The sequence below is a fragment of the Faecalibacterium sp. BIOML-A1 genome (genome assembly GCF_009679715.1).
In the GTDB taxonomy this organism is placed as follows: Bacteria; Bacillota; Clostridia; order Oscillospirales; family Ruminococcaceae; genus Faecalibacterium; species Faecalibacterium taiwanense.
In genome coordinates this window covers 241,438-259,778 of record NZ_WKZJ01000002.1, presented here as the reverse complement: position 1 = coordinate 259,778, position 18,341 = coordinate 241,438, and the positions used below count along the sequence as shown (strand labels likewise).

Genomic DNA, 18,341 nt, shown 5'->3' with positions numbered 1-18,341 from the left:
AATCCGAACGGTCAAAATATCGAATGTGCCGCTTGCAGGGCTCGAACCTGCACACGTCCGGTTATGAGCCGGATGCTCTGGCCGACTGAGCTAAAGCGGCATAAGAAAAACCAGCTTTGCTGCATGGAGCTCATCATGCAAAAAGCTGGTTTTTAATTGTATTGTATCAGCAGCGGTTAATCCGCACGGATAGCAGGCCGTGCTCCTTGGATACAGCCACGGCCCCCGATCTCTGCCCGAGGCTCGCGTTTTGTGTGGTCTGCACGGAAACCGAAACGCCGCGCATAGCGCACAAGGTGGCTTTCTTTGTTGCTGATCGGTAAGGCCGAGAGGATAAGGCCAGCGCCGAGACGCGTCAAAAACTTTGCCATGTCGCAAATCAGTTCTTTCAAGCGCTCAAACATTTGTATGCCTCCTCTCCAAAAGTGTCCACTGTGGACACTCTAAAATCACGCTAGCCGCCAGCTGGATTTGAACCAGCACCCACGGAATGGATGTGCGCAGTGGTTGGCTGTGCAGTGATGTTCCCGTGGTGTCACCAACGTTGTCCCGCCTTAAATGGGCGGCGCTCTGCCAGTTGAGCTATGACGGCATATAAGCAGCACCCGTGCATTCAGTTTGTTGGACATGCGTCAAACGGTGGGCGCTGCTGCATCCGGAACTTTTGCGGCCAGATGCCCCGCTATTGCGCGGCCCCCTCATAGGGCACGCAAGCACTCCCGGCAGGGCTCGAACCTGCAACATGCGGTTTTGGAGACCGCCGCTCTACCGCTTGAGCTACCGGAGTATAAAAAAGCCGCCCTTGGAATCGAACCAGCCGTGTCTACACACACGCGCCGCGCTCCAAACTGCGCTCAGGCGGCATATAAAAACAGCTCCGGTTCGCCGCCGGGGCTGTTGGTTGGCGCACATCCTGTCAGGAAAGCTACACCTTGGCAAGGATTCTAAGGCCTTTTCTTGGCACGGGAGGTTACACGTGCGACCTTGCGGGTTGTCTAGTCCATGCGCCATACGGTGCGATACGGCGGAATCGAACCGCCTCCTGTCTCTCATGAGCGGCAGGCTGCCTTTGTGTCAGTGTATCGCATAGAAGCAGCCCGCGAAACGTGAAGAGAGAGCAAAGTCCGGTACCTGCAAGCAAAAAAGGAGGAAAATGCCAAGAAGGGACACGTTTCGGAGGCTGCGTGCATCGGTTTGCCTTTTGGCTTTTCCGATGATACAATTTTACACCATGCGATAGTGAAACCGCAATGTAATGACAGTGCAATGTTTTTAAAGGCTCAGTTCCTCCATTGCTTTGCGCCGCAAGACATAGACCATGCGCAGAGAGTAATTCATATCTTTTGCGACCCTGTCCCACGTGAGGCAATCGAGATAGTACTTGTACAGCACCGTGTATGCTTTTTCGTTCTGGATCCGGTCAAGTGCGCTTTTGATCTCAAGAAACAGCCTGTCGCAGACCGCTCTTTGCTCATAAGCGCGTCGCTTCGCTTCCTCCTCGCGTTCCACTGCCCGGGCAAGGCTCTGGCCATCTTTGCTGCCGCCCGGGGCCGCGCTGAGGCTCTGGGTAATGTGCCGGGTGGCCTCCTGTGCTTCGGCCAGACGGTCAGACAGCAAGTAGTATCTTTTTTCTGCTTCGCGGTAGCGGTTCAGCCATGCCTTGACAGACCGGTAATCGGTTCCGTCCGGCTTTGGCGTGTCGGTTTCAGGTGTCCATGTGCGTGTCATTGTTTTCCTCCTTGCTGGCGAAAATCTCAAAAGTGACTTTTAGCTTCCTGTTTCCGATAACGCCCCACACCTTTTCGAGCTTCGTTTTGTCTGAATTCCCCATTTCAGTAATAAAATGAGTCAGAACAGCGGAAACTGCTTCGTCGGTCACATCAGACTTGCTTCTCCATAACTGCAATCCATCTTTCCGCTGCTTCATCATCGTTCCGGCATAGATGGTTCCGAATAGCCCACATCCAACATGATATTCAGCCATTTTCGTCCTCCATTTCTTCAATCCAGATCTCCACTCTGGGGTTTTGTTTGTCGTAATCCACCCGGCTGCCATCGTGGGCAGACACGATCTTGCTGTTGTCGTCCTCCAGCACGCGGGCTTTTACCAGAATGTCCGTGGTAGCCTCGATGAGGTTTGCCAGATCGACCCGGCGGGCGGTCTTCATGTAGTATACGCACCGCACGTTCACACGGGCAGAGATAGGGCTGTTCGGCCTTTTGATTTGCCGCAGGCAGTCCGTCTCATAATCCACGTAGGCCTTGCTAGGGGCCACAAAGCGCCCACCTGAGCGGCTTCTGAGGATGCGTGCGGAGTTTTTCTTTGTGCGCGGGTCGCCGTAGAGGGTCAGTTTCATCTGCCGTCCTCCACGTAGCACCAGCTTTGGGGTGGGTGTTCGATTCCGAATGCTTCTCCCCGGCAAATCAGCTTTTCTGCGTCCCATCTGCGGCAGGTGCAACAGTCTCCGCGATGCGTACAGGGCTGTATTGCCCAGAAATCTTTAAGCTTTACTGGCTTTTTGTAGAGTTTGAAGTTTGAAATATGCCAGCAGTACGCATCGCGGCAGTCAATCAGCCTCCGTCCTTTCCAGCCAGCATAAGCCTCTACCTGCTGCGGTGTAAGGCAGCTTCCCAAAATCCTTTCTTCGAGATTCCCCGGAATAGAGCTTGTAAGCGGAGTAATTCTATCTATATCGTTGCAGGTGAACTCGCCAATGACGCGCCCCATTTTCCCTGGCCAGCCGCCGTGGACCTTCGCGGACACGTCCCAGTTACGGTCGTCCGAATTAAACTCTTTACTCGCCGTCCGGGTGCAGTAGATATACGCCCTGAACGGCGTTTCCAGCTTCGGGCGGGTCTTGCGCACCTCAATGGTCTTTTGCCCCCGAATGATGAGGTCGCACCATTCAGGCCGAATGCTCATCAAGATAGCCTTCATTTTTTCACCATCCCTTCCATTGCCAGCTGCTCGCACTGCTTTTCAGCTTCCCGGCGCTGCTGTTCATACTCAAACAGCATATCTGCGTACTCATTGCCCACCCGGCGGATGGCCGTTTCCAGCATCTCCGTCACAAGGTCGTGGTACTTGTCCGCGCCCTTGCGGCTGTTTCTGGCAGCTTCCCGGGCTTCCCACAGGTCGGTGAGCTTGTCCCGCCTGTCGGCGGTGATCTCGCCATAGCCGTAGGCATCCTGGATCTGTTCCATGCTTTCCCAGCCTTCCAGCTCAGCAAATGGGTCAGCTTCAGCCTTTGCCATGCTGCGGGCTTTGGTCTTTTTCTTGACGTACCGGGTCAGACCGTCCTGCATCACGGCGCGGGCGTCGTCCATCGCCTTGCGGATGGCCTTGACTTCCCGCTCTCTTTTGAGCTGGTCGGGCTGGCTGGCCCATTCGGCCATCAGCTCGGATTTCGTTTTCGGTTTCATGTTCTTCCTCCGTTCTCACAGCTTCCCGAATGCGCAGTCTGGCAAGCTCAGCTTTCGCATACCACAGCTGCCAGTTGCCAAACCATCCCTTGTGGAGCAGTTTCCCGCCGTAATAAATAAGCTCCTGCTCCATCAGGTGGTCGAGAAAGACGATGTAAGCGCCGGGCTTGTACCTCATTTGCTCACCCCCTGAAATAAGCTTGTCTGTTCCGCCACCGGCATGATGTACTCCGCCCACGGCCTGCGCAGCGGATCACTGCACCAGATCATTTTCTCTTCGTTCTCAGTCATTCGCTTTGCAAGCCGGGCGGCCTCTTCTGGCGTGTAAAACAGCTTTTCGCCGATGTCCTTCAGTGGATAGGAGTACGGCGTCATAAACCCGCCCGCATTCTTTCCCGTCAGCCTGATCTCGGTGTAACCGCCCTGAAAATATCCGGTCACACGGGCTTCGCGGATCACGTATTCCATCAGCGGCCCCGCGCGGGTCTTTTCGTAGTACAGGTGTTCCAGCACATGCCACATGGGCGTGCCGATGGGCGGCTTATGGGTTCTCACCGCTTTCTTCCTCCCATCCATCCTTCTTTGTCGAAGTCGTTGCGGCTGATCCGCTCCGCCGCATGGTTCCCGTTGGTGTAGATGCGCTGCGCTTTCAGCTGACGCTTGTACTCGGCGTACCGTGGGCAGCTGTCGGGGCAGATCGGGTGCCGGTCGGGGCAGTCTTTGCAGGGTTCAAGAATCATCATCTCTCAAGCTCCTTTCTTGTCGGCTCGCTCGCCCGCAGCCTTGCAGCTTCACGGGGGGCAGTGGTGATATCGGCCTGCGCCTGCTTCAAAAATTCGGCACGGCGGTATGTAAGATCCGGCATTTCAGCCAGCTCCGCAAGCCCTCCCACGCTCCCGGCATAGGATTTTGCTGCCGGGGGGAGTTGGTCATACAGGGCTTTCAGCTCTTTCTGTCCGTCACTACGCAGCAGCCCGCCATTTTCGTCAATGCCGATCACCATCGGGAACTTTCGCCAGCTCAAAAATGTCTGTGCCTTGCGTGCCGCTACAGCCAGAGCTTCCCATTCAGCGGACGGGTCAAGACACTGGGAAAGCTGCTTGAAGATGTCGGCCACCGTGACCGGATAAACGCATACCCGGTTTGCCGCCAGAAAAGCCCGCTTGACAGTATCGCCGTCATAATCGCCAAACTGGTACGCCCACACATCGATGGTGGTCTGCATCTCCTCATCGGTCAGTGGCTTAGACCCCAGCTTGTACAGCACAAAATTCATGCGGATCAGCTTTGCCACGTCTTCCCGTGTCATGTCTCAAACCCTCTTTCTCTGTCCATCTTCGCCAGCACCCGTGCAAGCTGGTCGTCTACGGTCTCGGTTGGCTGCTTGCCTCTCGGTCTGGCTTGCCGGCTTTGCTCGTTGGCTTCCACATCCCCCGGTGTGCGCAGGCCGTCCCGTTTCCATCCGGACAATATGCCGTTGATGTAGTTCCACGAGCGCTTTCCAGCTTCTGTGGCCTTGTCAATCGCCAGCAGGATCATCTCTGTGCTGTACTCCTGCCGCCACTTCTGCAGCTTGTCCAGTGCAGAGCGCGGGAAGTCCCCAACAGCCTGCTGATAATGCTGGACGATTTTTGAAAGTTCTACGTCAACGGCGGCGGGGGCGGCGCTATTATATATATCCCCGTTAGGGGATATAACAGTTCCAGTTCCAGTAACAGTTCCAGTTCCAGTAACAGTTCCAGTTCCAGTAACAGTTCCAGTTCCAGTAACAGTTCCAGTTCCAGTAACAGTTCCAGTTCCAGTAACAGTTCCAGTTCCAGTAACAGTTCCAGTTCCAGTAACAGTATCATTATAGTTACCACTTGCTTGCACTTGGTAGCATGTGCTAGCATTTGCTGATTTTGCTTGCATTTGAGCAGCACGGGCTTTTCCGGCTTCCCGGCGCTTTTGCTTGACGTTCTCGTACTTTTCTGCAGCCGAATCCACGCCATTGCACATGAATCGGAAATTTCCGCGCATTCCACGGTCGGAAAATGTTGGTTTTTCGCCTGTTCGGACGTACTTTGCCAAAGCCCGCATTAGCTGTCCTACTTCGGCATCCGTGTACTCTTCCAGCGCGTCGAACCAATCCAGATACGCTACAAACGACTTTTTTTCTTCTTTTGCCACTTGCTCACCTCCTTTGCCCGCCCGTATAGCCGGATAGCACAGCTTGCGAAATCAGAAGGGGAGATCTTCTGCGTCTTCGTTGATGGGGTCATACTCGGTAGATGGAGCCGGTTCTGGCGCGGCAGTGCTGTGCGGTGCGTAATCCGCAAGCGTTTCATCGGGATACATCTGCGCACCCTGCAGATCTGCCGGGTTTGCTGCCGGTTCTGCAGGTTCCGGCGGAGGACCGGGGTGTGCCATCAGGTCGATCATCTGTTGCAGCCAACGGAATGTCACAAGCCCACCGGGCTGAACATCATCCGCGTCCACATCGTAGTAGGTCTTGCCGTTGTACTCCCGCTCTTTCAGCTTCTGGGCAAAAACCGTGACCTGATCGCCTTTCTGCAGCATGCCGTCCCACTGGTCGATGCCGTGCCAGAGGTTCACGCCTACAAAAAAGCTCTGCCATTTTCCGGTCTCGTCCTGTGTGCGGCTGGCTTTCAGGTCGAACTTCAGCACCCGCTTCTGCCCGATGTCCCGGAGTACCGGGTCTTTGGCAATCTCACCGTGCAGCATGATGCCGTTCTTGGTCTGGACGATCATGCATCATCACCGCCAAACGGGTCATCGGCGGGCGGCTCTTCCGCAGGCGCTTCCGGAGCGGGGATCAGCGTGCCTGCCGTCTTGCGGTGGCGGTGGGAGCCTGCGAAAGGATCCAGCACCGGAAGCTCTTCGGGCGGCACCTCGCGGGCGGTGCTTTCAGCGTCCACACGCACCTCGCTCTCATCGTACAAAGCGCCAAAGGTAGACGGGAACGCTTCACGAAGGGCGTGCACCAGCGCTACCTTGCGGATCATGGTGGCCTTTTTGCCGTTCCAGAGAGATTTGCCGGTGTCATACTCGCTGAGCTTGACTTCCTCATAGCTGGCGCGGGTGCGATCCTTACGGTAGACCTTCGCCCAGCCGCCGAGAAGGGTCTCGCCGCTGTCTCCATCATAGACGATAGATCCCTCACGGTTCAGCAGCTGGCCATCTGCGGTCAGGACGATCACGCCAGCTTCAAAGCCGTCAAAGTTGGGGTTGCGCTCGGCCATCTGCAGATAGCAGTTTTTGCCCAGCACAATGGTGCTGGCAGTGTCATCGTTTTTGTTATCGTAGTGGATCAGGTAGGCTTCTTTGGTGAAGGGGTTCAGGTGGTACTGCTTGCAGGTTTCCAGAAAGATTTTGCATTCAGCATCGGTGGCCTTGGGGCAGATGAAGTCGCGCACGTCTCCAAAACTCACAGTGAAGTGCTGACCGTCAGCACCGGTGATCTCCACCGGCACGGACGGGGATGCGGCCTGCATAGCGGTGCTGCCTGCACGGTTGGCATTCTGAATGGAACGGTTTGCCAGAGACTGTGCGTTGGAAACAGACGAAGTAGGCGCGGGTGCGCCGGGACGAGTAAATGCCATAAGTAAATACCTCCAAAATTATTTGATAGAACCATAGCGGAAACCGCGCTCTGCGGCTCCCTGCTTGAACCATGCAATATCCTCGCGGGTGAACTCTACCCAGAAACGATACTGTTTGCGGGCAGGAGCTTCCGGCTGGACAGGTGCTGCAAAGCGCTGCAGCACTTCACAGTCCAGTCGTCCGGAAGCGGTGATAAAGGCGTTGCGTTGGGCGCTCTGTTCAGCTTCCGCCTTGAGCTGACGCTCTTCCTCGGTGGGAGGGATGATTACCGGTGCGGCTGCGCGGGCACGTTCTGCGGCCTGCCTTTCTGCTTCTGCGCGGCGCAGCTTTTCCCGGTTGTCCTGCAGGCGCAGGTGTTCGGCAAGCGCGGCGTTCAGATCCAGAACACGAAGATATCCCAGCTTGCAGGCTTCAGCATCTTCGCCGCAGGTGTCCTGAATGATTTTCAACTCTTTCCGCCGTGTTTCAACATCCCGGCGCAGCTCCCGGCTGGCCTTTGCCAGATCATAGGTCTTGTTGAGCCACTGGGGCACAAGCAGGCGGTCAAAGGGGATAAGCTCCCGCAGTTCTCCGATGCAGTCGGCATAGACAGCCCGCAGCGCATCCTGCTTATCCTGCCTCTCGGCTTCCTCCACAGCCTTGACCTGCTGGTCAATGGCACCGGAGACGGCCTTACACTGGCCCTGCATCTGCTTGGCGCTCTGCAAGAACTCTTCCAGCGGCTTCATGTAAAAGGCCTTTGCACTGCGGGCAGCATCCGAGAGCTGCTTGTCCAGCTTGTTCACGGCTGCGCGGTCGGCCTTGGCATCCTTGATGGTCTCCGGGGTGTAGACGCGGCCAGTGTAGGCGGCCAGCATCTCGGTCAGGTTCTGCTGCACCTCGGCTTCATTCCACCGGATCGCGGGCAGTTCCGGGTGCTCCACCCGGACGGTCAATTCTTCTTGCATAAATATTCACCTCGCATACACAACGTTCATATCAGCGTCAAACACCCTGTACAGCCGTTCGGGCTTTCTCTTTGCCAGTTCATCGGCAATCACAATTGCATCCGAAGCAACCGGAAATTGCTGTTGCGAAACAAGCGCTGGCGGCTCTTGCTTCACATCGTAAATTCTCAAAAGTGCCACTTGTAAAACCTCCTGTTTTATGTTATTTTTGTGGTGATGGGCGGCGAAACTCATCATCCCTCGGGCTTGTCCGTGTTGGCGCACGGGCAGGCTCTACTTTTTTTGTGTCATACACGGTGTACCACATGACATGGTGGACAGCGTCAGGCATACGTGATCTCTCCAGATTCCTCTTGCAGCATCTCCCGCACGTTGTCCATTTCTTCGGCGCACATCTCCCAGACGTTTGCCCGTGCGGAGTATCCGGCCCGGACGACAATGTCATCTGAGGTTTAGGCTTCTCGCCTGCAGCGTTCAGCAAGCCGCGTGTAGGATTTGACTTTGTCCTCAACGTACTCTTTAGCCGTCATCATGCCCCGCGCTCCTGATTCTCCGGATATTCCGGGTTGCGGGCGTGGGTGCGGTTGATCTTGCCATACTTGCGCCGCTTTGCGGCTCTCTCCCTGTCCTCTGCGGCAAAGCCCAGACGAGCCAGCAGAACAGCGGCCAAAATCAGCACCAGCGACACCGCAAACAGCGTGCCGGAGATGTATCCGGTGGTCTGCGCAGTGCCCTCTGCGCCCATAGCTGCGCCCATTCCAACGCCGCCAAAAATGACGGCCATCCAGTAGTAAGTAGTGGATTTGAGCTTCATTCTTTCGGGTCCTCCTTTGTGTAAACCTTTTCGAGCTTGTAAAAGTCCTTCACCCACGCCATAAATCCGGCGCGTGAGATCAGCGGAGCGGCGCTCTTGGTGCCAATAGACGGCACCGCCCATGCCGGGAAGCTGCCGGCCTGAATCATACCGGTAAAGATCGGCTCGCTCACCGAAATGTTGTTGTCACGCATGATCTGGCAGCACTCTGCAATTCCCATGCTCTTCTTCACTGCCGCACCCCTCCTTTTTTCCTCTCAGCTGCCGTTTCAGCTGGATGTGCTCCAATCGTTCCGGCTGCCTTGCATCCCAGCGCTGTTCAAGCCAGCGCTTTTTGTAGTGCTTCTTCACGGCTTGGCCTCCACAAACTCACCATTTTTGAGGGTATAGTAAACGTTTTCTCTGATGGCAGAACCGTCTACGCGGGCCATTTTGGCACAGATCATGTGGCCGTCATCGTCATACTCTGTCAACACGAGATAGCAGCCCAGTGTGCCGCGCGCCTTGCTGTGTGCGCCGTTTGCAACGGCAATGTTATCTTTGCCGTCTGCTTTTGCTCTGCAATAAGCCCCAGTGGCTGCCGCCGTGCTGTAACAGCCGCTGGAACCCGCCGTGCTGTAATAGCCGCTGGAACCCGCCGTGCTGTAATAGCCGCTGGAACCTGCCGTGCTGTAATCGCCGCTGGAACCCGCCGTGCTGTAATAGCCGCTGGAACCTGCCGTGCTGTAATAGCCGCTGGAACCCGCCGTGCTGTAATCGCCGCTGGAACCCGCCGTGCTGGAATTGCCGCTTGAACCTGCCGTGCTGGAACAGCCGCTGGAACCTGCCGTGCTGGAATTGCCGCTGGAACCTGCCGTGCTGGAATAGCCGCTGGAAAAAGGTTCTTTGCCCTTCACCCGATTAAAAACGGCATTCACCGTAGCTCTTACCAGCCCTGCAAAATTCACCTCACCTTTCACCGTAAGCTCAGTGCAGGACAGCTTACTGCCATTTCCGCTTTTATCCACGTTCCCGCCGCACTCGACCTCAAAAAAGCGCGGGCTATCCTTCAACGGGTAGTAGTGCAGCACATCCAGCGGGTTCTCGCAGGCGTGCATACCAGCATGGCAGCAGTCGGCCTCCGGCTCTGTGTAGGTCTTGCCCACCTCGTACTGCTTGTCACGGCACATCATGTTTTTGTCCATGGCCTTATATGCGATGATCTTCTCACTCATGTGCGGTGTCCTCCTCAAACGTCTGGTCGATGGCCTGCATGATGCTTGCAAGGCTTGCCAGCGTGCTGTATTTCTGCTTGTAGGTCTGAGCATCCCGCCGGGCGTCGGCCATCATCTGGTCGCGGAGGTCCGACTTTTGCAAAACCTCTTCCAGTGGCATATAGCAGCGGCCCTCGTTCTCTTCCTCGGTGGTCTGCTCCGGCTCTTCATCCACTTCCAGGATGCAATCGGCAGCTTTCAGCGGCAGGGAAGAAACCACCTTGACGTTGACGTATGCCCGCACCGGCGGGCGCTCCTCGCGGATAATGCGCACCGCACCGACCATCTGGCGGGCCTGCCCCTGCCGATACTTCTCGGCGGCAACATCGTCCCGCCACTCGAAGTCCTCATGCAGCACCGATTCCTGCGGCCTTGCGCTGTCCACCACCGCCGCCGGGGTCAGTTTGCCGTCCCGCCTGCGGATTTCTTCAAACGCATCATGCGCCTGTTCTGCGGTTGCGTGGTAGAGCGCTGCGGTGCGCTCATTTTTCCACGCATAGCCTTTAATATTTTTCATATGCAACCTCCTGTTTTTGATTTTGGCATTCCATGCCAGCCGAAGCACGACAAAACCCAACTCACCTCACCTCGCCAGCCGTACCTCATCATGACTTGCCTCAACACACGTCACCAAACCAGCCACTCCATAAGTACCTTGCCACAGCTCGCGGAACCTGACCGTGCCAAACCAGCCTAACCTTACCTCGTCTCGTCCAACAAGAACGCACCGTACCTTGCCAGCCGAAACATACCTAACCGGAGCCTTCCTCACTCCGCCGCTCCTAACCATGCCTGCCGTGCCTAGCCACACAACGCCGTAGCTCGCCTAACCGGCCCTGCCGAAGCTTAACATGCCAATGCCCGCCTTGGCTCACCTAGCCAGCCAGATCAATCAAAGTTCTTGTTGACGTGGAACTTGCCGCAGCTGCCGCCCTTTTCAATGCGCCACTCGCCCAAGCCGCACATATCGCCGCCCAGCTCGATCATGTTTAGGATGCTGTCCAGGTCGATCATGCCGCTGCCGCTGTTGTACTCAATGCGCAGGTCTGCGTACCAGTTATAAAACTTCGGGCGGTAACGCAGGTCAGAGGTACCCATGCCGATTTTCACCTCGTCCTCTGCCATCTCAAACTTCGGCTTGCTTTCATCGAAGGTCTTGATCTCGATAAATTCCGGGTCATCGATGCCAAAAACGTGAAACAGACCGTTGCCGGTGACTTTATTCTTCATCGCGCCAATGCGGTATGCTGCGGAAATGGCAGCAGCCTTGACGGCACAGGCCGGGAAGCCAAAGCGAGCCGTCTTTCCGTACTGGTGCAGCAAATCTTCCGTCCAGTCGCTGTAATCAATGTCCGGCTTGCCATCCAGCCAGTAGAGAGCTTCGGCACACTCGCCCGCCGGGTTCTTGGCGACCTTGTCCTTCTTCAAGAGCTTTTTGCCCTGCTGCGCCTGCAGCATTTCCTTCTTGGCCTTCTCGCTCCATGCATGCACCAGCAGGGGGCTGTCGCCCACAATGCGGATGGTGTACTCGGCCTTGATGATGGGTTTGACGCAGATAAACGTGGTCTCGTTAGTAGTAGCTTTTTTCATCTTTGTAACCTCCAAAATATATTGCTTACGCCACGCCGTCCTGGTTATGCTGCCGGGCGGCAAGCTCCATCTGCTCCACGCTCTGCCTGCGCTCCACGCTGGGCAGCATTCCCACGGCCTTGAGCTGCTCATAAATGAACCGCTGGCCCGCTTCCGTCCAAACGGTGGTGTTTGGCGTGGTGATCTTGCCACTGTTGTGCTCAAACGGACGGCCTTTGCGGTTTTTGGTGTAACCTTTGCCGCTATACTTTGCGTATAACACCCACTGCCCGTCGCTGTTCTTCCACTAGATTTTCAGCCCGTGCAGGATGCTGTTCAGCTTCTCGCCGCTCATGCCGTAATCCTTTGCAATGCTGGTAGCCGTCCGGCAGTTATCGCCAATGCACACGGCCCTGGCATACTCTGCATCTGGCTTCAGATCGCTGTTCTCTGCCAAAAGCTGTTTGTTTACGGCCTTGAGCTGGTCGTTCTGCTTCTGGGCGATAAGCACCGCCCGGCGCATGACCGCTTCCGGGCTGTTCCACTGCGCCTCCACGGCCAAGAAATATTGCCGGGCCTGCTTGCCACGCTCGTTGCGCTGGATCATGCACAGCTCTTTGGCCATTGGGATGGTGAGTTGGTGGTCAATCGACCTTCCGCCGTTTTCTAAATTTTTAGAAAGCGACACATAATCGATGTTTTCAGTGAATCCGTATGCAGACATATTCTTGAACCAGTCTGCATACTTGGATTTGACTTCCAAGAATTCGTGCAGCTCCCGGCCGCTCACCGTGGGGCGCTCCGGGTTATCGTAGCTAACTGGAATCAGTGTTTTCAGATCGTCCATGTCCTTCCCTCCTATCACGCCACCCCGTCCTGCTGGTTCTGGCGGTCGTTCTTGCGTACCGCTGCCATGCCCATGCCCATCCAGAGCAGAGTCTGCTTGTCCCGGGGGTCCAGCGAGTCAAACAGCTCGTTGACCAAAGCGTCCGCAGCGTGGGCCCCGTCAATGGGGATGCTGTACCGCTCTGCGGCCAGATCTGTGCGGTTCTTCTTTGCCTTTGCCATAAAATCAACTCCTTCTGTGGTTGGCACCCACGACCTTGCCCGGCTGGCTGCCGGGTGGTTTCGACCCTTGCCACAGGGTCATCATCGGGTGGGTCAATAGATTTCCCTCTCAAGCCTGAAATGCCGGGCACACAGTGCCGCGGAAGTGGGTGAGACGGATCGCGTGCTTCAGCTCCTTCTCGCTCATGCAAGCGGCAGGAATCTTGCTGACAAAGCCAATCGCCCACCAAAGGCCCTGCACCGTCTGGCGGTCCAGAACGGCCCGGCGCTCGGCGTCGGTCTGGGCGGCGTTGTACCGCTTGAGGGTGTTATTGCAGTCTGCGGCGAAGTTTGCCGGGATGTTAATAGAAAGTGCATTCATGTTTTTGCCCTCCTGTTTGCTTTCGTTTGCTAACCTTGTGAGATTAGTATAGCACACATAGTTAGATTTTGCAAGCATTTTTTCGGATTTTTTTCAAAAATAAGTTGACATAGTTAGAATTTTGCACTATAATATGAAGCGTAAGGAGGGCAAGTAAATGAACGAACGAATCGCACTTGTCCGCAAGAGCTTAGGCCTTACGCAAGAGAAGTTTGCAGAGCAAGTAGGTCTATCCCGTAACTTTATGTGGATGATCGAAAGCGGTACACGAGTCCCCAGCGACAGAACAATTTCCGACATCTGCCGCGAGTTTAACGTCAATGAGACGTGGCTGCGCACGGGTGAAGGGGAGATGTTCAACCAGATCACCCAATCGGAAAAGCTCGCAGCGTTCCTCGCCGACATTACGGCGGATGAGGGAGACGACTTCAAGCGTCGGTTTGTGGAGATGCTGGCAGAGCTGGAGCCCGAGGACTGGAAGCTTTTGGAGCGGATGGCTGAAAAGCTGCAAAAAAAAGAGGGAAACCCGTAAGGGTTCCCCTTCTTTTGTTACCTTGATTTATTTAATCAGCTTGCTGGCGTAAACCCAGACCAGGCGCAGCTTGCGCGGATCTGCCTTTTCCAGCAGTTTGATAATTGCGTCAATGTAGCCTTGTCGGTCTGTGGTGTTCATTCTGATTCCTCCTGTGTAATGTAAAATCAAAAGATGAGGTATAAACATGGCAAATATCTGTCCCGTCTGCGGTGGCAAGTTGGGTCTGCTGAACCGTGAGAAAAGCGCTGACAGCTTGATTTGCGCCAGCTGCAGCAACTTTTTCTTTTCAAAATTGGGTATCCGGGCAGCAAAGCAACCGACAGCCGCCCTTGCTGATTACTGGGCTACACTGGAACAGCGTCGGAAGGTGTTCAAAGAAACCGATTCCATCTATGATGGAGACGCTCTCTTTGTGTCGATTGACAAACCCAACCGGCTGTTTTGCATTGGACACCGCAGTGGTGATAAAGGCCCTCGCATGATTTACAGCTTTGATGAAGTCGCTGGGTATGATTCTGATACTCCTGACGATCTGACGGTGACAGAGACAAAGGGCGGTATCGGCCGTGCCGTGATCGGTGCAGCCGTTGCCGGGCCTGTGGGTGCGATCGTGGGCGCTACCACCGCTAAAACAGAGACCCGCAAGGGCCGCAGTAAAGAGAGCGTGTCTATCCACTTTGCGCTTCCACTAGGCGAAAGCAACTTGCTGACAACGGTTTATCCAGGCGGAATGACTGCGTTTCTCAAGAGTTGCAAAGGCTCTTCAGAACAGCCGCGGGGCACCGCTCCGGCTGCCCCCAGCTCCGCCGATGAACTTTTGAAGTTTAAGCAGCTACTGGATATGGGGGCCATCACGGAAGCGGAGTACAACGCAAAGAAATCTCAGTTGCTTGGCCTGTAAGCCTGTTCACAACCATATTATAAAACCGCTGGTTGTTGACGTCAATCCCCATTCGAGCACTGTTTTTAGTGAAAAAATCCACAAAAAAATGCGTATTTGCAAGATGCGCGCGGCATGCACGAGCAATGTGCAAAAAATGCACGTTGCTATTCGCGGTTGCAAGGATGTTGCAAATTTTGCAACAGGTCAGCAGCCAGCGCCCCGCCCTGCGTACCGGCTGCGTTACGCAGGGCTTGCACCTCCGGCAGGGCCTTATCTTGAATGTAAGCGCGAGCAAGGCGCTGCTGCTCCGGGGTCATATCCAAATAGCAGGCCAGCAGGGCACGGGCATGGGTGCGAAAGTGTGACAGCTTTTTCATAACTCATTCCTCCCAAGGTGCAGGGGTGTGGTCGGTGCCGGTCAGGATGCTGGCGGGCATTCCATCGATGATGGTCATTTCAGCTTCTTTGACGTTTCTTTGCTCAAAATCCATTTTGTTTTCTCCTTTCTTTTGTGCACATCTACGATTTATAATCCAGATTTTACCATGCGCCGTTGGAAAACAAAATACGGATAAAATTTGTCGAATGGCGCAGACTTTTTCTGCGCCATTTTTTGTTAAAAACACACTGGTTTTATGGGGGTGAAAGTATGAGTTATTTTACGGCGAGCCAAATCGGAAAGGCACTTGCAAAAACGCGGGTGTCTGCTGGCCTGAGCCAAGCGGAGATCGCAAGGCGCATCGAAAAAGGAGAGCGCACCGTGCAGAGCTGGGAAAAAGGATGCACCAGCCCGGACAGTGACGAGATCATGGACTGGTGCACGGCGTGTGGGGTGTCGCCCATCACGGTGTTCATGGAGATGACTCACCCGGATCTGTACAAAGTGCCGGATAACGGAAAGGCGGACGATGAGCTAAACGCGGAGTTGCGCCGTCTCGTGGTAAGCCTGCCGCCACTGACGAAAAAGCTGCTTCTCTTCATACTGAAGGGCAGTCACGGAAGCAGCCCGCCCGCGGTGATCTCCGAGGTGGCAGCGAACTTGCACTGTCCGCTCAATAACCGGGTCAGTGTATGCGGAACAATCATCGACCAATACAACTTTGCCCAGAGCATGGGCCTAGATCCATGCCCGGACGCTCCGCAACCTCCCATTGACGACCTGAAGATCAACTACAAGGCCGGAAGGACCGCTGCTGAAAATGGTGCCTTCGGATATATCGGGCAGAAAAAGGAGTAAGCCATGAAATGCGTGAGACCATGCTGCCGGAAGGAGATCCCGGATGGTGCTTCTTTTTGTCCGTGGTGCGGGAAGAAGCAGCCGGAAGCCTCCCCGCAGCAAAGAAAAAAGCGCCGCCGTCCCAAGGGCAGCGGCAGCGTGTATAAACTGAGCGGGGCACGGGCAAGACCGTATGTGGCGCTTACAGCCCAAAGGGACGTTCTGGGGACGTTTGAAACGGCAGGCGAAGCCGTACAAGCACTGGACGCTTACAACGCCCAGAACACCCCCGCAGCGCGTCTGAAATGCACCTTTGCGGATGCCTATGCCCAATGGAGAATGCAGCCAAAGTTTGAAAAGCTCAGCACAGACATGCAAAAGGGGTACGAGCTGGCCTATGCAAAGGCTGCGCCGTTATACGACCGACAATTGCGGGACTTGAAAGCGGCAGATTATCAACAGGTCATTGACGCAATGGTGGAAAAGGGGCTCTCCCGCAGCTCTTGCGAAAAGCAGCGCACACTTTTCAGCCAGATCTGCGAGTGGGCAATGGCGCAGGACATCATAAACAAAAATTACGCCATGCTGCTGCAGCTCCCAGCGGCTACAGGCAAGGAAGAACGCACCCTGACCGCCCAAGAGATCGAGCGGATCAGCAGCCGACAGAATGACCCGAAGTTTGGGCAGACGGCGCAAATCGCAATGGTGCTGCTTTATACCGGTATGCGCATCGACGAGCTGCTTTCCATGCGATGCGAGGATGTGCACCTGAAAGAGCGGTACATGCAGGGCGGTGAAAAGACAGAAGCGGGCAAGAACCGCATTATCCCCATCCTTGAGCCCATTTACAAGATCATTGCCTTTTGGATGCTGGACAGCGGGTGTGAATGGCTGATTCCATCCAAGGCCGGCACAAAGCTGGATAAGCGCAACGTGGCTACAAAGTTCCGGGCGTTGATGCAGGAATGCCATATAGAGGGCGTGCATCCACACACGCTGCGCCATACAGCCAGCAGCAAGATGGTGGAGTGTGGTCTGGAAAAGACCGCGGTGCAGGCCATTCTTGGGCACAAAAATTTCTCCACCACGGCAAACAAGTACGTGTCACACAACGATCCAGCCTATTTGTTGCAGGAAATGCAGAAGATGAAGTACTGATTTGTTAGATTGTTTGTTAGATTATCACGTTCATTCAGGATATTTTAAGGCATTTCAAGCAAAAAGAAAAACGCACGGACGATTCTTTTTCATCGTTCGTGCGTTTATTTTTGGAGCTGGTGACAGGAGTTGAACCTGCAACCCACTGATTACAAATCAGTTGCGCTGCCATTGCGCCACACCAGCATGGACCAAGCGGTCTTTTGATAGAATACCAAAAAACGCGCGGCTTGTCAATATCTTCTTGACGCGCAAAAAAACAACCCATTCCCCAAGCAGTATACTATACCGTTTAACAAATGAGGTGCCATTGCCATCAGTTCATGCTTTCGTCTGCTTTTAGCATTCTTTTCTGTTGTATCACGTTTTGATACCAGGAATTTTCAACGCAATACATCGATAATAAAATCGAACCATTCGATTCTATTATCATAAAAACCCCACAGGAACCGCGGACGGCTCCTGTGGGGTTCAAAGTCTGTTGTATTCTTTTTTGAGCAGCGGGCTGCTTCAGCGGGCAAGGGCCTGCTGGATCTTTGCAAAATCCTCCAGTGTGAGGGCTTCCGGGCGGATGCGGGCATCAAAACCGGCGGCTTCAATGGCGGCTGTCACCGCGTCCTTGGGCATCCCCAGGCCGCTGGCAATGGCGTTTGCAGCCGTTTTGCGGCGCTGTCCGAAGGCGGCACGCACCAGCGCAAAATAGCCTTCTTCGTCCTCCACCTGCACAGCGGGCTGCGGACGGATCTCCATGCGCACCACGGCGCTGGTCACCTTGGGGGCCGGGTAAAAACTGCCGGGCGCAGCGGTGAACATCATTTTGGAGGTGGCATAGTAGCTCACCGCGCAGCTGATGGCGCTGGATGCACGGGTGCCGGGCGCAGCAGCCAGACGGTCGGCAGCTTCCTTCTGTACCATGACGGTCAGGCTTTCAATGGGCAGGCGGTCGCCCAGCAGCTTCATGACGATGGGACTGGTGATGTAGTAGGGCAGGTTGGCGCACACAGCCACCGGCATACCGGGGAACTCTTCCGCAATAAGAGCCTTCAGGTCAACTTTCAGTACATCCTGTAATACCAGTTTAAAATTGTCCACTCCGGCCATCGTTTCGGCCAGCAGCGGCGGCAAGCGTTCGTCCACTTCAATGGACACCACCTTGGCGGCGCGCTTTGCCAGTTCCCGAGTCAGCACACCGATGCCGGGGCCGATTTCAATGACACCATAGCGCTTATCCACGCCGCTGGCATCCACGATCTTGGGCGGCAGACCCGGGTTGATGATAAAGTTCTGTCCAAAACCCTTGGAGAGTGCAAAATCGTATTTTTCACACAGGGCGCGGATCACCGAGAGGTCGGTCAGTTCGGGCATAGATTCCATCCTTTTTCATAGTACGATTTGAATGCCCTCCGCGTCGCTTTGGGCATATTCAGCGGAAATATTATTATAATATGGCAACCCAGCCAGACCTGCGGGTCTGGCTGGGTTGCATTTTCACGAGAAGGGATCAGTACGGT

27 protein-coding genes, 4 tRNA genes and 1 pseudogene are annotated in these 18,341 nt (G+C 55.1%); 4 read left to right on the top strand and 28 right to left on the bottom strand.

The features are described 5' to 3' along the window. Positions 1-26: 26 nt before the first annotated feature. The 25 genes and pseudogenes from GKG36_RS03520 to GKG36_RS03395 form a co-directional block, all read right to left on the bottom strand. Positions 27-100: transfer RNA gene (locus GKG36_RS03520), tRNA-Ile, on the bottom strand. Positions 101-176: 76 nt separating this feature from the next. Beyond that, positions 177-404 (bottom strand): hypothetical protein, encoded by a 228-nt coding sequence (locus GKG36_RS03515; RefSeq protein ID WP_154259165.1) that lies wholly within the window; start codon positions 402-404, stop codon positions 177-179. A 52-nt stretch (positions 405-456) separates the two neighbouring features. Then, positions 457-592: transfer RNA gene (locus GKG36_RS03510), tRNA-Lys, on the bottom strand. A gap of 122 nt (positions 593-714) precedes the next feature. Beyond that, positions 715-787, bottom strand: a tRNA-Trp gene (locus GKG36_RS03505). 485 nt (positions 788-1,272) lie between these two features. Beyond that, on the bottom strand, positions 1,273-1,728 hold the full coding sequence (locus GKG36_RS03500) for a DUF1492 domain-containing protein (RefSeq protein WP_154259163.1): 456 nt from the start codon (positions 1,726-1,728) through the stop codon (positions 1,273-1,275). Continuing rightward, positions 1,706-1,984, bottom strand: coding sequence for a hypothetical protein (locus tag GKG36_RS03495; RefSeq protein ID WP_154259161.1), 279 nt, complete (start codon positions 1,982-1,984; stop codon positions 1,706-1,708). The genes GKG36_RS03500 and GKG36_RS03495 overlap by 23 nt, the downstream gene beginning before the upstream one ends. Next, entirely contained in the window at positions 1,977-2,357 is a 381-nt protein-coding gene (locus GKG36_RS03490) for a RusA family crossover junction endodeoxyribonuclease (RefSeq protein WP_154259159.1), read from the bottom strand. Before GKG36_RS03490 ends, GKG36_RS03495 begins: the two co-directional genes overlap by 8 nt. Continuing rightward, positions 2,354-2,938, bottom strand: coding sequence for an ASCH domain-containing protein (locus GKG36_RS03485; protein ID WP_154259157.1), 585 nt, complete (start codon positions 2,936-2,938; stop codon positions 2,354-2,356). Before GKG36_RS03485 ends, GKG36_RS03490 begins: the two co-directional genes overlap by 4 nt. Continuing rightward, positions 2,935-3,423: a hypothetical protein gene (locus GKG36_RS03480; protein ID WP_154259155.1), complete on the bottom strand. Its 489-nt coding sequence runs from the start codon at positions 3,421-3,423 to the stop codon at positions 2,935-2,937. Before GKG36_RS03480 ends, GKG36_RS03485 begins: the two co-directional genes overlap by 4 nt. A 174-nt stretch (positions 3,424-3,597) precedes the next feature. Further along, entirely contained in the window at positions 3,598-3,978 is a 381-nt protein-coding gene (locus tag GKG36_RS03475) for a hypothetical protein (protein ID WP_154259153.1), read from the bottom strand. Next, positions 3,975-4,166, bottom strand: coding sequence for a hypothetical protein (locus GKG36_RS03470; protein WP_154259151.1), 192 nt, complete (start codon positions 4,164-4,166; stop codon positions 3,975-3,977). Before GKG36_RS03470 ends, GKG36_RS03475 begins: the two co-directional genes overlap by 4 nt. Continuing rightward, positions 4,163-4,732, bottom strand: a complete 570-nt coding sequence (locus GKG36_RS03465; protein ID WP_154259149.1) for a hypothetical protein — start codon at positions 4,730-4,732, stop codon at positions 4,163-4,165. Before GKG36_RS03465 ends, GKG36_RS03470 begins: the two co-directional genes overlap by 4 nt. Then, the gene (locus GKG36_RS03460; protein ID WP_154259147.1) at positions 4,729-5,592 is read right to left on the bottom strand and encodes a DUF6291 domain-containing protein; all 864 of its coding nucleotides are present in this window, start codon (positions 5,590-5,592) and stop codon (positions 4,729-4,731) included. The genes GKG36_RS03465 and GKG36_RS03460 overlap by 4 nt, the downstream gene beginning before the upstream one ends. A 51-nt stretch (positions 5,593-5,643) precedes the next feature. Next, entirely contained in the window at positions 5,644-6,174 is a 531-nt protein-coding gene (locus tag GKG36_RS03455) for a single-stranded DNA-binding protein (protein WP_154259145.1), read from the bottom strand. Continuing rightward, positions 6,171-7,025, bottom strand: coding sequence for a phage recombination protein Bet (bet, locus tag GKG36_RS03450; protein ID WP_154259143.1), 855 nt, complete (start codon positions 7,023-7,025; stop codon positions 6,171-6,173). The genes GKG36_RS03455 and bet overlap by 4 nt, the downstream gene beginning before the upstream one ends. Positions 7,026-7,043: 18 nt before the next feature. After that, entirely contained in the window at positions 7,044-7,973 is a 930-nt protein-coding gene (locus tag GKG36_RS03445; RefSeq protein WP_154259141.1) for a DUF1351 domain-containing protein, read from the bottom strand. A gap of 6 nt (positions 7,974-7,979) precedes the next feature. Beyond that, complete coding sequence (locus GKG36_RS03440) at positions 7,980-8,153, bottom strand: hypothetical protein (protein WP_154259139.1); 174 nt, start codon at positions 8,151-8,153, stop codon at positions 7,980-7,982. A gap of 349 nt (positions 8,154-8,502) precedes the next feature. Further along, a complete protein-coding gene (locus GKG36_RS03435; protein WP_154259137.1) occupies positions 8,503-8,787 on the bottom strand; it encodes a hypothetical protein in 285 nt (94 codons plus the stop codon). Next, positions 8,784-9,020 (bottom strand): hypothetical protein, encoded by a 237-nt coding sequence (locus tag GKG36_RS03430; protein ID WP_154259135.1) that lies wholly within the window; start codon positions 9,018-9,020, stop codon positions 8,784-8,786. Before GKG36_RS03430 ends, GKG36_RS03435 begins: the two co-directional genes overlap by 4 nt. Positions 9,021-9,134: 114 nt before the next feature. Then, positions 9,135-10,001 (bottom strand): hypothetical protein, encoded by an 867-nt coding sequence (locus tag GKG36_RS03425; protein WP_154259133.1) that lies wholly within the window; start codon positions 9,999-10,001, stop codon positions 9,135-9,137. Next, a complete protein-coding gene (locus GKG36_RS03420; protein ID WP_154259131.1) occupies positions 9,994-10,557 on the bottom strand; it encodes a hypothetical protein in 564 nt (187 codons plus the stop codon). Before GKG36_RS03420 ends, GKG36_RS03425 begins: the two co-directional genes overlap by 8 nt. A 371-nt stretch (positions 10,558-10,928) precedes the next feature. Beyond that, on the bottom strand, positions 10,929-11,630 hold the full coding sequence (locus tag GKG36_RS03415; RefSeq protein WP_154259129.1) for a hypothetical protein: 702 nt from the start codon (positions 11,628-11,630) through the stop codon (positions 10,929-10,931). A gap of 25 nt (positions 11,631-11,655) precedes the next feature. Beyond that, a pseudogene (locus tag GKG36_RS03405) lies at positions 11,656-12,456 on the bottom strand (antA/AntB antirepressor family protein). Between the two features lie 14 nt (positions 12,457-12,470). After that, complete coding sequence (locus GKG36_RS03400; protein WP_154259123.1) at positions 12,471-12,677, bottom strand: hypothetical protein; 207 nt, start codon at positions 12,675-12,677, stop codon at positions 12,471-12,473. A gap of 109 nt (positions 12,678-12,786) precedes the next feature. After that, positions 12,787-13,038: a hypothetical protein gene (locus GKG36_RS03395; protein ID WP_154259121.1), complete on the bottom strand. Its 252-nt coding sequence runs from the start codon at positions 13,036-13,038 to the stop codon at positions 12,787-12,789. Between the two features lie 157 nt (positions 13,039-13,195). Between GKG36_RS03395 and GKG36_RS03390 the strand changes: the two genes are divergently transcribed. Both GKG36_RS03390 and GKG36_RS03385 read left to right on the top strand, forming a co-directional pair. Beyond that, complete coding sequence (locus GKG36_RS03390) at positions 13,196-13,570, top strand: helix-turn-helix transcriptional regulator (RefSeq protein ID WP_154259119.1); 375 nt, start codon at positions 13,196-13,198, stop codon at positions 13,568-13,570. A gap of 187 nt (positions 13,571-13,757) precedes the next feature. Next, positions 13,758-14,474, top strand: a complete 717-nt coding sequence (locus GKG36_RS03385; RefSeq protein ID WP_154259117.1) for an SHOCT domain-containing protein — start codon at positions 13,758-13,760, stop codon at positions 14,472-14,474. 146 nt (positions 14,475-14,620) lie between these two features. Here the strand turns inward: GKG36_RS03385 and GKG36_RS03380 are convergent, their stop codons facing one another. Then, the gene (locus GKG36_RS03380; RefSeq protein ID WP_154259115.1) at positions 14,621-14,833 is read right to left on the bottom strand and encodes a hypothetical protein; all 213 of its coding nucleotides are present in this window, start codon (positions 14,831-14,833) and stop codon (positions 14,621-14,623) included. A 272-nt stretch (positions 14,834-15,105) separates the two neighbouring features. On the opposite strand from GKG36_RS03380, the gene GKG36_RS03375 reads away from it, so the two are divergent. Then, the gene (locus GKG36_RS03375) at positions 15,106-15,693 is read left to right on the top strand and encodes a helix-turn-helix transcriptional regulator (protein ID WP_154259113.1); all 588 of its coding nucleotides are present in this window, start codon (positions 15,106-15,108) and stop codon (positions 15,691-15,693) included. Between the two features lie 3 nt (positions 15,694-15,696). After that, positions 15,697-16,830 (top strand): tyrosine-type recombinase/integrase, encoded by a 1,134-nt coding sequence (locus GKG36_RS03370; protein ID WP_154259111.1) that lies wholly within the window; start codon positions 15,697-15,699, stop codon positions 16,828-16,830. Positions 16,831-16,941: 111 nt separating this feature from the next. On the opposite strand, the gene GKG36_RS03365 is transcribed toward GKG36_RS03370, so the two are convergent. Both GKG36_RS03365 and rsmA read right to left on the bottom strand, forming a co-directional pair. Then, a tRNA-Thr gene (locus tag GKG36_RS03365) sits at positions 16,942-17,016 on the bottom strand. 324 nt (positions 17,017-17,340) lie between these two features. Continuing rightward, a complete protein-coding gene (gene rsmA, locus GKG36_RS03360) occupies positions 17,341-18,195 on the bottom strand; it encodes a 16S rRNA (adenine(1518)-N(6)/adenine(1519)-N(6))-dimethyltransferase RsmA (protein ID WP_044954033.1) in 855 nt (284 codons plus the stop codon). Between the last annotated feature and the right edge of the window lie 146 nt (positions 18,196-18,341).